At 54.2% G+C, this 13,981-nt stretch carries 6 protein-coding genes; 2 read left to right on the top strand and 4 right to left on the bottom strand.

Translation table 11 applies throughout. The annotated features are described in order from the left end of the window. The first annotated feature begins 100 nt into the window (after nt 1–100). Complete coding sequence (locus tag P2W70_RS16695) at nt 101–979, top strand: MerR family transcriptional regulator (protein WP_276482635.1); 879 nt, start codon at nt 101–103, stop codon at nt 977–979. Between the two features lie 189 nt (nt 980–1,168). On the opposite strand, the gene P2W70_RS16690 is transcribed toward P2W70_RS16695, so the two are convergent. The 4 genes from P2W70_RS16690 to P2W70_RS16675 all read right to left on the bottom strand — a co-directional run bounded on the left by P2W70_RS16690 (nt 1,169) and on the right by P2W70_RS16675 (nt 10,562). Further along, complete coding sequence (locus P2W70_RS16690) at nt 1,169–3,685, bottom strand: PAS domain-containing protein (RefSeq protein ID WP_276482634.1); 2,517 nt, start codon at nt 3,683–3,685, stop codon at nt 1,169–1,171. 182 nt (nt 3,686–3,867) lie between these two features. Further along, nucleotides 3,868–5,526: a DUF4932 domain-containing protein gene (locus tag P2W70_RS16685; RefSeq protein ID WP_276482633.1), complete on the bottom strand. Its 1,659-nt coding sequence runs from the start codon at nt 5,524–5,526 to the stop codon at nt 3,868–3,870. Nucleotides 5,527–5,610: 84 nt separating this feature from the next. After that, on the bottom strand, nt 5,611–6,447 hold the full coding sequence (locus tag P2W70_RS16680) for a helix-turn-helix domain-containing protein (RefSeq protein ID WP_276482632.1): 837 nt from the start codon (nt 6,445–6,447) through the stop codon (nt 5,611–5,613). A gap of 170 nt (nt 6,448–6,617) precedes the next feature. Next, nucleotides 6,618–10,562, bottom strand: coding sequence for a hybrid sensor histidine kinase/response regulator transcription factor (locus P2W70_RS16675; protein ID WP_276482631.1), 3,945 nt, complete (start codon nt 10,560–10,562; stop codon nt 6,618–6,620). 321 nt (nt 10,563–10,883) lie between these two features. Between P2W70_RS16675 and P2W70_RS16670 the strand changes: the two genes are divergently transcribed. Beyond that, nucleotides 10,884–13,955 carry a SusC/RagA family TonB-linked outer membrane protein gene (locus P2W70_RS16670; protein WP_276482630.1) on the top strand — a complete coding sequence of 1,024 codons (3,072 nt, stop codon included), beginning with the start codon at nt 10,884–10,886 and terminating at the stop codon, nt 13,953–13,955. Nucleotides 13,956–13,981: the final 26 nt, after the last annotated feature.

Genomic DNA, 13,981 nt, shown 5'->3' with positions numbered 1-13,981 from the left:
AGTGTGGTTACGCGCATGACATAGCAAGAGCCGCCGAAAGGCGTTAACCGGAAGTTATTTTTGACGAAACGCGTTGGCACATGATTATCTTTGCACGGCCATGAAAATGTATCATATATCCGAGTTGGAACAGTTATCGGGCATCAAAGCCCCGACCATTCGCGTATGGGAACGCCGGTACAACCTGATACAGCCCGGCCGTACCGATACCAATATCCGGCTGTACGATGATCAGCAGGTGCGGAAACTGCTGAACGTCGCCACCTTACTGGACAACGGCTATAAGATCTCGAAAATAGCTGCCCTGGAGGAAGAAGACCTGCATGCCATGGTGCTTGGCCTGCAGGGACCCACTGCAGAAGGGGAGGCCGCAGCCACCACCTTTATTCATGAACTGGTAATAGCGATGCTGTCCTATGACGAAGCGGGTTTTGAGCGTACTTATGCAGCCGCCGTTAAACGATATGGGGTATTCGAGGCCATGCTGCAGGTTATGTATCCCTTGCTGGAGAAAATTGGCATCATGTGGTCGACGGCAGACGCGATGCCGGTACAGGAGCATTTTGCAGCAGCGGTGGTACGGCGCAAATTGATTACCGCCACGGATGCGCTGACCATCAAAAAAAAGCGGCGCAAGAAATTCCTGCTGATGCTGCCGCCGGGCGAGTGGCACGAGATCGGCCTGTTGCTCGCCAATTACCTCATCCGCTCCAAAGACATCGAAACGATCTACCTGGGACAAAATGTACCATACGAACAGGTCAGCGCTGTAGTCGCCAAGGCGGGCGTTACCCACCTGCTGCTCTTCTACATCACGCGGCCCGTGCAGGATGACCTGCGACAGATCCGCCAACAAATGGCTCTTCCACGCGAGCTACCGCTCCTGATCGCGGGCAGCGAATACGCCACCGGTGGTTTGCGATCGGCCCCGGCCACTTTCCTGTTGCAATCGCCCCAGGAACTGTTTAAATACCTCTAAACCCGCCGGGGGCATACAACGCACCCTCGATTGAACTTACCGCCCCTGGCGGTACACCGACCAGATATAGTAACCAATGGCCGCGGCCAGGATCACCGCAAAGCTCGACCAGGAGATGGCCCCAGTGGTTAATAGCTTGTGACATCCATAGAAAAATGAGGGCGGTAGGGTGTGATATCAACATGTCGTTTACCCGCGATGTGCAGCGACCGTTTTATCCCGGGCATCTACTGCCGTGGGTTTTACCTGCTGCAGCGGCAGGATGATCGTGAATATTGCCTTCCCGATATCTGTTCCTGCCGCAGATATAATACCATGGTGCACATTGACAATTTTACGGCACATCGCCAGGCCAATACCAGTTCCTTCGTAATCTACACGATTGTGCAGTCTTTGAAAGATCAGGAATACCCGTTCAGTAAAATGGGGTTCGAAGCCAATGCCATAATCGGTAAACACGATGGTGGTGTAAGCGCGCCCTTCGGGCAGTTGATGCGCTGCTGCTTCCCGGGCAGTCGTGGCATGCGCCGTGATGGCAATGACGGGTGGCTCCTGTGGCTTCCGGAATTTCAAGGCATTACCCACCAGGTTGAGAAATAGCTGGTACATGTGCAGGGGTACAGCTTCGATCGTTGGGAGCTGATCGAAAGTGACCAAGGCACCCGTCTGCTCGATCAGCAGGTCATAGTTTTCCAATACTTCCCGTAACGTGTCGTTCAGGTCCACAGTTTCAAACGCTTCCGTGGACTGTGTGATCCGCGAAAACTCCAGCAGTTCCCGCACCAGTTTGCGCATGCGGCTGGCGGAGAGCTCGATTCGATCCAGGTAGTTTTTGCTATTGGCCGGAGGCTCGGGCCCGAGTGACCGGCCCAGGAGTTCGAGGAAGGTAGTGATCTTACGCAGCGGCTCCTGCAGGTCGTGCGAAGCGATATAGGCAAACTGTGCCAGCTCGGCGTTGGAGCGCTGCAGTTCAATGTTCAGCAGGTCCAGTGCCCGCGTCCGCTCGGCCACCAGTTCTTCCACGCGCTTCAATTGATTCACCTGGTCGGTGATATCGAGTACGGATCCGATAAAACGTACGGGTTGGTCTGCGGCATCGAAATATACTTTGCCTTTGGCCTTCACCCAACGCACGCGCTGGTCTTCAAAGCCAACAGTCCGGTATTCCACATCGTAGTTGCCGTTGGTTTTGGATTTATTGAAAGCATCTTGGATCACTTGCAGGATGCCCGGCCGGTCATCGGGATGCAGTCCCATGGTAAAATCGTACTCGTAACTGACCGGCTCATTATGGTGGATGCCAAACAGGATCCGGCAACGCTTGTCCCAGACCATGGTGCCCGCCTGCAGGTCCAAATCGAAGGTGCCCAGGTCGGCCGCTTCTTTGGAAAGTCTGGCTACTTCCAACGCCTGTTCCAGTTCGAAGGTCGCCTGCCGGTTTTGTTCTTCCATTTGCTTGCGGTCGGTGATGTCTACGCAGGCGCTGATGTAGCCGGCAAAATCGCCCTCGCGGTTGAAACGTGGCGCCACATGGGCGAGCAGCCACCGATAGTCCCCAGCCGTATTTTTCACGCGGATTTCCGTATGCAGCAGGCGCCTGGCTGTAAACGCCTCCTGGTAAGCAGTCATATAAGGTTGCTGGTCGTCCGGATGCAGCAGTTCAAGCCAATCGTAGGCAAGGATCTCTTTCATTGCCTTGCCGGTGAGTTCGAGCCATGCCTTGTTGAAGTAGATGGCCCTGCCCGAGTTTTCGGCCACAGCGATGAAGATCGGGCTGCTTTCTGCCATGGTGCGGAACCGTTCTTCGCTTTCCTGCAGCACAGACTCTACCAGCTTGCGTTCTGTGATTTCCTGCGAGATGCCTACGAGTTCATAGGGCTTGCCCTGGTCATCGTACCGTAGGCGGCCCCGGACATTAACCCAGTGCACAGACTGATCGGGCCAAATGATCCGGTATTCTATATCGTAGTCACTAGCTGCATCCAGGGCTGCCTGCACGGTGGCCTGCATCCGATCGCGGTCATCCGGATGTATCAGCGACAGCAGCCTGGGGTAGGTGAACGGTTGGTCGACCGGCTGCCCAAAATTGAGCTTACAAATGGTGGAAGCCTCGAGTGTACCAGTCGCCAGCGTCAGGGTCCAGGAACCCAGGTTGCCGGCGGTGAGGGCAAACCGCATGCTTTCCTCGCTATACTTAAGGCTCGCGGCGGTGACGACCTTGTCGGTCGTTTCTGTACAAGTCACCAGTACACCGGCAGCGGCATTGGTTTCGTCGCTGACCCGGCTATAGCAAAAGGTCCAATATACGTTTTCGATCTGCCCGTTGCGAAAGATGGGCACCAGCTGGTCTTCAAACCACACCGCTTCGCCACAATCCATGACCTGGTCGATGAGGGGTTTGATGATGGTCCAGATTTCGGGCCAGGCATCTACGGCTTTCATGCCCAGGATGCCGGGATGTTTGCCTTCGTTGCCCAGGCTGGGCCGGTAACCATCGTTGTAAAAACAGATCAATTCCGGTCCCCACCAGAGGAACATGGGGAAACGCGCATTCAACACGATGCTGACGGCCGTGCGCAGGCTTTGCGGCCAGGTTTCCGGCGCGCCGAGAGAGGTGGTTGACCAGTCGAAATTGCGGGTGATCTGTCCCATTTCGCCGCCGCCGCTTAAAAAATGCAATTGCTTATCTGCATCGGGTAAACTCATCGTAGCTGGGTGTACAGCAAAGATGCTGGAAAATACCCGGTTAAACATGGAAAAATGGGATAAACAGGGGAGGTGATAATGGTATATACCTATCCCGAAATCATACGTATGACATGATAAATTACAAGCAGGGCGCCCTTACGAGCGCCCTGCTTTGTTTTATAGCGATTCAGTTACCATGGCTAGTCACAACCCCAGATCAACCCACTGCGGGCAAAGGAACCCGTCTTGTAGGTGATCAGGTTTTTGAGAATATGGTAACCGGATCCGCCAAACGGCGCCCGGTTGAAGTTGACCATATCATCAGGATTCAGCGCGGTAATCACCGTCATGATCTTTTGCGTATTCCAGGGATTCACCCAGCCAGCCATCAGCATATAGCCCTTGCCATCGTATTGCTTCGACGCTATGACACCATCGTCTGTAATCTTGATAGGTAGCTGCGCCATCACCTGCTGCACCACCGCATTGCCCGTGGGGGTGCCCACCACAAACAGGTTGTACTGACTGAGGTCATATTTCGACACCTCCGCATCGGTGATCATGGTGCCCTTCGCTGTATTGGGTATTAGCTTCACAAATCCCTTGATGAACGCCTTCAGGCGCGCATCGGCAGCCGTATCCTTCTCCTGCGAGGAAAGAATGATCAGGATGCTGTCTTTCCGGAAGATATCGCCGATCTGCGGCATCTTTTCGACATCGGGTTTGCGGATCGCTTCCACAGCCGCCATCCATTGGTCGATATCGGCTTGCGTCACGCTCTTGAACGCCTCCACGATCTTCGGCATAAAATCTTCCAGGGTAGGGTAGGTGGCCCGGTTGGTCTCGTATTGTTTCAGCGCCTCCAGCAAGGGCCACAGGTAGATCCAGCGGCGCCCCTTCTGGGGCCTAACATAATTCTGCTCGGCAAAGGCCTCTCCAAACTTCTGCGCCGCCAGCCGCAAGGCCACCGCTTCCGTCAGGTGCTCGCGCACCACCGCAAACCATTCGGCATAGGCCTGCTGCTTCATCGATTCTTTGATCGGCTCATGCAGGTGCGAAAGTGCTTGCAACTGGTCTGCATAAGGCTGCTTTTCACAGGCAGGGTTGGCGAAGGAATGGCCAAACTCATGCCATACCAGGTTGTACAAGCGGCCCTGGTCGAAGGTAGGGATGCGCATAAAACTCTTGGTAGGCGCAATGACCGCATACAATTCACGCCCTTTCGCAGTCCTCAACCGCGGACCGAAATTGCCCCAGCCAAAGAAGTTCAGCACCAGGTTGAACTGGATATCCTCCTGTTTTTTCACGCCGTAATAATTCAGCACCCGTTCTTTCTCCTGAAAATTCTCCAGGTTAAAGGCCAGGCTTTTCAGGCTGATGTTGTAAAAAGCTTCGTTGCTGTTGAAGAACTGGGCATAGTCGGTCTCGGCCACAAACTGCTTCAGGTAAGTCCGAAAAGAATCGATTTTCTTATCCTTTGCCTGGTCATAGGTAAGGTCCTTGCGCCAGTCGAAATTGTTGTCGAGGTGCAGCAGGAACCAGATCGGCGCATCGATGTACCCAAACAGGCCATTGTGGAGGTGACGTTTGGAGAATTGTAGCAAGGGATGGTTTTTGTGCTTTTCCATGTACAGGTCTACCTTGGTCTTGTAGTCGATGTCGATATAGTTGGTCAGCGGCACTCCGGAGGCCAATACCACGGCCTGGTACAGTTCAATGCGGGGATCGACGCTGAAGTTGACACCGCCATACTCAAACTTAAAAGACTTGAAGGCCGGTTTGGGTGCGGGATGGGCCAGGGCCGCCGACCCCGTCACCAGGCAAAGCAATACGGGTAATAATTTCCGGAAACGATTCATGCTATACTTTTTGAAATAGGGAAAAATGATATCGCCGCAAAACTAGGCGATGGGGCTCCCCTGAAATTGTAAAAATCATGCATTTTAGGAGCGGGGGATCAGTACGAGTTCCTCCTGCACCACCGTAGTGACCTGATGGATCAGGCCGGGATTACAATCGGTGATCTGGGTGAAATCTTTGATGAAATGCGATTGGTCGTAGTAACCCAGGTCATAAGCAAGCTCGGTAAGACTGAGGTACCGTCGATGCAGCAGGGCCTTCAAGGCCCGCCGGAAGCGGATCACTTTCAGGTACTCTTTGGGCGATTGTCCCACATACTGTTTGAAATGCCGGTATAGGGTAGAGGTGTCTTTGTTTTCGGTAGCGGCCAGCGATACCACGCGGCTATTGGCAGGCTGGCGGTCGAGTTGGGATACAAGGCGGTCGATGTTGAGCTGCCGGCGGTTCTCCTGCAACGCTTTTGACAGGAAGGCATCCAACACCGCCACCCGGGCTGCTGTCTGCTCCGTGGCAAACAAACGCTCCGCCAGTGAAGCCCCCTGCTGCCCAAAGAGCAATCCCAGTACATCGGTTTCCGGCATCAACTCTCCGTACGGAACGCGCGTAAACAATCGCAAGCCCCCCGCCTGGAAGATCACACAGACCTGGTCCATTTCCCCATGGACCGTCACATCGAGCTGCTTTTTGTGAAAACCATATAGGCGGCTATGAACTTTGCTGCCAGGATGTATGATACAGGTATTCTCCGATCGGGACACCCTGGTTTGCACCGTATTGGCTTTGTAGATCGTGAGACAAAGATTGGTAGCGGGCAAAGACTGGTACTGATAATGCCCACCAGCCTCCTGCGAAGAGAAGATATAATACAGGCCCAGGTCCTGCAGTATTTTCGAAGCGGGGTACTTGATGGCAATATTCATGGTGATCAGTCAGCCGCCGGCCTGAAGGCCACCCGGCGATATTGCAATATAGACAACAATCCGTAGGGAATGTTGCTTATAATCTTCGGTGATATCGGCGCCCCATCACCCAAATAAAATATACTTCATTAGTTGGCAACCAGGTAATTCTTTGCAGGAGCAACGCCCGTTTATCGATCTGCCTGTGCCTTCTTCGAGGCCGCATACTCAGACGGACTGATGTTGAATTGCTTCATGAAGTCGCGGCTGAAATTGGCCGCCAGGCTATAACCCACCATCTCCGCTACTTCGTAGATCTTGCGATCGCCGGTCGACAGCCATTCTGCCGCCTTCTTCAGCCGCGTAATGTTGATGAGTTCGTTGGGAGAAAGGTTCGAGAGCCCACGGATCTTGCGGTACAAGGTGGGCCTGCTCATATTCATGATACGCGCCAGCTGGTCTACGTTGAAATCGGGATCTGCGAGATGCGCATGGATATGATCGTTCACCGCCAGCAGGAACTTTTCATCGGCCCGTGAATAGGCCATCGTTTTGATATTGGCCAGCGGAGAATTGGCAAAATGATCCTTGATCTTGTTGCGGTTGTTGAGCAGGCTCCTGATCTGCGCCAGCAGGTGCGGTTGCGAGAATGGTTTTTCGATATAGGCATCGGCCCCCAGCTCCAACCCCTCGATCTTCGATTGCAAGGAGTTCTTGGCCGTCAGCAGGATCACCGGGATATGGCTGTACTCCATGTTCGACTTCACCTCCTTACACAAACTGAACCCATCCATGATCGGCATCATGATGTCGCTGATGATGAGCTGTACGTTAGCCGCTGCAATCTTTTCCAGCGCTTCAGCGCCGTGCTGCGCTTTGATCACCGTATACTCGGCCGACAGTTCCCGGGCAATAAAGTCCAGGATCTCTTTGTTGTCTTCCACCAGCAGGATCATATTCTTGTCGCCCGGTTCTTCCAGATCAGCAGCAGGTGGGGCGGTAGTGGCCGGGGCATCTGCCCCATACAACTCAAACTCCGTGTCCTGGTGCATGGGCAACGTCAGGGAGAAATGGTTTTGTTGCGCATCCGTATCCACCGATAAAGTACCCCGGTGCAGTTCTGCCAGTGACAAGGCCAACGCCAGTCCAATGCCGGTGCCCTGCTCTTTGTCGGTATCCTTGATGCGGTAAAACGGTTCGAATATCTTTTCCTTCAGGTGCGGTGGGATCAGGTAGCCATCGTTGGATACGCGGATACAAAAGAAATTATCATCGCTCCCAAAAGGCATAATCCTGACCACCACAGACTGCTTGCTGTACTTGATGGCATTGTTGAGCAGGTTGCTGAGGATCTTCCTGACGGCCTCCGGATCTACATACGCCTGAAAAGAGATACGCGGCAGCTCCAGTTTGAAGTCGATCTTCTTCTGTTCCGCAGCCGGTCTAAACGACTCGACCAACTGCTGCAGCAACTCACGGATATCTGTCTTCACATAGCTGAGGCTGACACTGTTGTTTTCGGTTTTCCGGAAATCCAGCAGTTGGTTCGTCAGGTCGATCAGCCGGTTCGTGTTCTTGTCCATAATCGTTAGATTGTCTTTGATGCCCTCCGACAATTGGGGCGTAGCCAGTATTTTATCCAGCGGCAATTTGATCAGTGTAAGCGGTGTACGTATTTCATGCGCCACATTGGTGAAGAACTCGATCTTGGAACGATATGCCTCTTTCGCCTTTTCGTTTTCGAGCAGGTCCATGCGCCGTTGTTGCCGTGCTTTTTGAAAACGATGGTATTTGCGTACCGCATACCAGGCGGCGAGCGAAGCGACTACCACATACATGCAATAGGCCGGCCAGCTCTTCCACCACGGCGGGTGAATAACCACTTCCAGCACGGCCGGGTGTTCCGTCCACTGGTTATTGCCCTGCAAGGCCCTGATCAGGAGACGGTAGTGCCCCGGTTTTACATTGGTGAAATACAGGCGGCGGTTGTTCTTCAGGAGCGTCCAATCCTCCTCGAGTCCTTCCAGCTTATAACTGTACTGCGTCATTTCCGGCGCCACATACGTCAAAGCGGCAAAGTCGACGCTGAAAGTTGAACGGTCGTAGGGTAGTTGAAGGCGTCCGTCCTCGCCGGGCAACACGTCCTGCTCCTGCACCTGCAACCCGGTAATCCATACCGGCGGCATCGTTGCCGGGCGACTCAGTTCACGCGGCATAAAACTCGTAAGCCCTTTTACACTGCCAAAGTAGAGGCGGCCCTGGGGATCTTTATAACCTGAATTGTAGTTGAACTGGTCGTTGAGCAACCCATTGGCCTGGGTGTAAGCCGCAACAGCACCCTGCTTACGATCATATTGCACCAACCCGCGCGAGGTCGTGATCCACAACTGGTGTTGATCGTCCTCCAGTATTTTGAATACAAAATTGCTGGGCAATCCTTCCTTTGTGGTGATCCGCGTAAAAGCAGTGCGCTCCACATTGAGCCGGCTAAGTCCACCGCCTTCCGTACCCAGCCACAAGACGTGCTGCGCATCTTCATACAACGCATTGACCGTGTTGGCGGCAAGACTTTTTGCGTCGGCCGCATTGTTTTCGAAATGACCTGAAACCTGTGTGACCGGGTTGAAATAGTACACCCCGCGGTCATGGGTACCCACCCAAATGGTCTGGTCATGGGCTTCCAGCATACACGACACGAAGATGCCACCGGGTATGGCAGCGATCTGCGTGAAATCATCGGTTGCCGGATTGTACCGGAACAGGCAATTGCCGGTACCCACATAGATATCGCCCGAGGTTGTCTGCAGCAGGCTGACGATAAAATTACTTTTCAACTGATGGGGCGCGGGTCCTGCCACATAATGCTTTTTGACGATGCCCGTGCGGCGGTCCATGATATCGAGGCCATTCTCGTACGTGCCGATCCACAGGTCGTTGCCGGTAGCCAGCAAGCCGTGGATATTGGAGTAGGAGATACCGTGTGTATTGCCCGTGGGGGTAAACTGCGTAATATGTCCGGTGGCGGGATCCAGCTTATTGAGGCCGGCATCTTCCGTACCGATCCAGATATACCCGTCGGCATCGGCACAGATCTCACGCACGATATTGCCACTGATGGCACGGGCCGAGTGATCGGGAAAGAATTTCTGGAAGCGATCGTATTGACGCGAGTAGTAATTGATACCCCCGAAATAAGTACCCACCCAGATGCCGCCTTCCCGGTCTTTGCACAAAGTATAGACCGCATTGTCGGTGAGCGAATAGGGATCGGCTACCTGCTTGCGCAGTTGCGTGAATTGTTGCGTGTGTTCATCCAGCACGAAAATGCCCGACTCGGTCCCGATCCAGTATTCGCCGGATGCGTAAGGCACGATGGCCCGTACGGCAATCGGTGTTTTATTCGGATTGTAGGCCAGCAGATCGCGGTAATCGCCGGTGGCCATATTGAATTCTTTGAGGCCCTGGTTGAACGTGCCCACATAGATCGTCTGTCGATCGGTAGCGCGTAAGGTGAGTATCCACCTGGAAGGCGCCGGGGGCGAATGGGTGAACACGGAAAAAGCCTGGAACTTACCGGAGGCGGCATCGAATCGTTGCAGCTTGCCATCATCGGTGGCTGCCCACAGGGTACCCTGGCCATCGCGGCAAAGCGTGGTGGCGTTGAAATATTCGTGGGGGGCAAAACGCGTCAGCGTTTTGGTCGTCAGGTGGTAGCGGTAGAGGGTAGTGCGGGAAATGAACCAGAGATGCCCACTGCTATCCGTTTCGAGCGCGTTGATCTCGGGCAGGGTATCCGATAGCAATACCAGTTGCTCCTGGCGCCGATCGAAGTAAAAAAGACCATTGCGGCAGCCGGCCCACAACACCCCCTGTTGATCCTCCAGCAGGCAGCTGATGAAATAGGCTGTATGGTCCTGTCCCTTGCTGGGCACCGAAAAAGCTTTGAAGCGGTAACCGTCGAACCGGTTGAGGCCGTCTTTGGTACCAAACCACAGAAAACCGTGCTGGTCCTGCAGGCTGCAATACACGGTATTGTTCGACAACCCGTTCTCTACCTGGTAGTGGCGGAAATTATACCGCTGCGCCAGCGCGGGCAACGCCATCAGTATCCATATGGTCAGCAATACGTATCTCAATCGTACAATAAAATTAGTACTTCTGTATTTTCCTGTTTGCCTTGTTGGCTTGTTGCCTTAAATGTACCAACACAAATTAAAAGATAGCCCCTCAATTTAATGCGTGACACGATTTGAAAGCATTTTGACCAATCCTGATATTTTAATATTGAACACAGCTGGCTTACTTGCAGGTTGTTAAAAGACTTGCCATGTGTTGCTACCATCTACATCGCTCATTCCCGGGCCCTGTCAGGCTGTCGCCATGCGACGACCCTGCGCCCCTCCACGCAGGCAGCCTTTTAGCAGCTCAACTATTCTACTACACCAAAACTGCCCACAATGATGTACAACAGACGAATGGCCAGGGCCTTCGTAAGCACGATTGTCAGCTTGCTATGCTGTCTATCCCTATTCGCGCAGCAAACGATTAAAGGGGTGATTCGCACACCCGCCGGCGATGCCCTTCCCGGCGCTACCATTACCGTTAAAGGCACAACGCGCTCCGTGGTGGCCGATGCCGACGGTAAATTCTCGCTCAATGTAGCCCCCGGCACGGTGCTCGTCATCAGTTCCGTAGGCTACCAGCCCAAAGAAGTGACGGCTGCCAGCGGCGACATCGAGGAAACACTGGCCGTGGCAGAAGCCTCGCTCAGCGATGTGGTGGTGATCGGCTACCAGACCGTGCGCAAAAAAGACCTCACCGGCGCGGTAGGCGTCATCAATCCCGCCGCTGCCAACCGCAATGTAGCCTCTTCCGTGGCAGAGTCCATCCAGGGCCTGGCCGCAGGTGTTACCGTGCGCAACAGTGGTACCCCCGGTGGCGGCGCCAAGATCGATATCCGCGGCGCAGGCACTTTCGCCAATAACAACCCGCTCTACATCATCGACGGTATGTACAGCGATGCCACGCCCGACTTCAACCCCAACGATATAGAATCCATCCAGATCCTGAAAGACGCCTCCGCCGCTGCCATATATGGTAGCCGCGCCGCCAACGGGGTGATCATCATCACCACCAAAAAAGGAAAGGAAGGCCCCATGACGATTGGTGGCAACCTGAAGACCGGTATCCAGGAAGTACGCAAGCGCTGGGATATGATGAACAACGACGAGTACAAAACACTCGCTTCACAGCTGTTTACCAATGGCGGATTGCCCATTCCCACCATCATCACGTCCGATTACAACCCGGCCGTCAGCACCGACTGGCAAAAAGAGTTCATGCGCACCGGCAATATCCAGGATTACAACCTGTCGTTGTCGGGTGGCAGCAAAACCGCCAACTATTATATCTCCGGCAGTTATTTCAAGAATACAGGCCCGGTCATCGACAATGAATTTGAGCGCGCCGGCCTGCGGATCAATACCAGCGGCAAAAGAGGCCGTTTCACCTTTGGCGAGAACATGCTGATCTCGTACACGCACGACGATCCGATAGCGGGCGACATCTTCACCAATCCGTTTGTGGACATGATCACCATGCTGCCCGTGGTACCGCTGCAAGACCGCGTGCGTTATGCGTCGGCCACCAATCCCGAAGGATGGGGCATCGGTCTCAACAACGCCTATGTAAATACGCTGGCCGCCAACGTACCCGCCCTGCAAAGCCTGCAACAGCAAGACCAGTACAATTTCAAGATTCGCGGCAACGTATTCCTCGACTACAACATCCTCAAAGGACTGAACTACCGCTTCAACGTAGGCGGAGAAGGCAGCTTCGATCGCTACAAAGCATTCCGTCGCCCCGGCACCATCCGCCAGGGTACGCCCAGCCCGCTGGCTACGGCCAATGAGAACCGCGGCAATTTCCGCTCTTTCCTGTATGAGCACACGCTCAACTTCGACCGCAGCTTTGGCGCCCACCGCGTGAGTGCCGTAGCCGGTTTTACCAACCAGACCTTTACCCACGAAATACTCTCTGCGCAAAAGACCGGTTTTGTGCCCGATGCCAATGGCAATTACAACCTCACCAACCTGGTGCAGGGGTCGGATGCACAAGCGACCAGTACCACCAGCAAATGGAACAACGTGGGTTTCCTCGGCCGCGTGAACTACAGCTACCTGGAGAAATACCTGGTGAGCCTGACCTTCCGCCGCGACGGCAGCTCTTTGTTTGGCCCTACCTACCGCTGGGGTAACTTCCCCTCGGCATCGGCCGCCTGGCGCATCAGCCAGGAAGATTTCTTCAAAGTGGACTGGATCAGCGACCTGAAGATCCGTGGCTCTTATGGAGAACTGGGTAACAGCGAGTTCCTGCGCCCCTGGCAATACTATGGCTCTATCAATCCCTTCCCACGGGCCGTATTTGGCCCCGGCGAAGTGGAACAACTGGGTGCCATCAATACGCAGCTAGCCAACGCCAACCTGCGCTGGGAAACCAAACAAACCACCAACTTTGGCATCGATGCGGGCCTGTTCAACAACCGCCTGTTGCTGACGGCAGAATATTTCATCGCCAATACCAACGATGTATTGGTCGATCTGCCCATCAGTTTGACCACGGGTAATGCCGGTGGCAACCCACCTGTGAACGCTGCCTCCATCCGCAACAAAGGCTTTGAGCTCAGCGCCACCTACCGCAGTGCCAATGCCGGTGATTTCCGCTGGGATGTAACGCTCAACTTCACCACCATCAAAAACAAAGTGACCGGCTTTGGCGATACGGCCACCAAGTACACGCAGATCGGTGATGCCCGCACGCAACTGGGCCGTTCGATCGGAGAGTGGTATGCGCTGAAAACAGATGGCCTCTTCCAAAGCCAGGCAGCCATCGATGCTTATACGAATAAGAATGGAGACCGGCTGCAACCCTGGGCCAAGCCCGGCGATGTACGCTATGTAGACAGTGATGGCGATGGCGTGCTCAATACCGATAAGGACCGTGTGTATGTAGGTACCCCCTGGGCCGATTTCGAAGTAGGGGCACTTTTCAATGCTTCTTACAAGAATTTCTCCCTGAGTATGCAGTGGTACGCCGTAGTTGGCAATGACCTCTACAACCGCCCCCGTTACCAGGTAGACCGCATGGACCAGAATACCAATTTCCGCAAGGGCGCCAATCCCTGGACACCGCAAAACACGAATACCAGCATGCCCCGCGCAGCGATCGGCGCGCCCGACCAGGGTATTCAGTTCAATGTGTTGCCACAAACCGACCGTTGGCTGGAAAGCGGCTCTTACCTGCGCCTGCGCAACATCGAGCTGGGCTACACCATTCCGAAGAGCGCGTTGAACTTTATCGGTTTCACCTCGGCGAGGGTATTTGTGAGCGGACAGAACCTGCTCACGTTTACCAATTACTCCGGCCTCGATCCGGATATCACCGGCGTGAACATTTTCGAACGCGGACTGGACAATGGTCAGTACCCGGCCCTGCGCATCCTGAGCGCCGGCGTCAATTTTGGTTTCTAATTGTTTAAGCACACAACTTCTGCAAC

The organism is Paraflavitalea pollutisoli, from assembly GCF_029360705.1.
GTDB classification, from domain to species: Bacteria; Bacteroidota; Bacteroidia; order Chitinophagales; family Chitinophagaceae; genus Paraflavitalea; species Paraflavitalea pollutisoli.
The sequence above is the reverse complement of the archived record's forward strand: the minus strand, read 5'-3'. Positions and strand labels throughout refer to the sequence as shown.

What these genes read in the sequence shown, in the direction of transcription:
- P2W70_RS16695 (WP_276482635.1), top strand. Translation starts at nt 101, where the DNA reads ATGAAAATGTATCATATATCCGAGTTGGAACAGTTATCGGGCATCAAA.
- P2W70_RS16690 (WP_276482634.1), bottom strand. Translation starts at nt 3,685, where the DNA reads ATGAGTTTACCCGATGCAGATAAGCAATTGCATTTTTTAAGCGGCGGC.
- P2W70_RS16685 (WP_276482633.1), bottom strand. Translation starts at nt 5,526, where the DNA reads ATGAATCGTTTCCGGAAATTATTACCCGTATTGCTTTGCCTGGTGACG.
- P2W70_RS16680 (WP_276482632.1), bottom strand. Translation starts at nt 6,447, where the DNA reads ATGAATATTGCCATCAAGTACCCCGCTTCGAAAATACTGCAGGACCTG.
- P2W70_RS16670 (WP_276482630.1), top strand. Translation starts at nt 10,884, where the DNA reads ATGATGTACAACAGACGAATGGCCAGGGCCTTCGTAAGCACGATTGTC.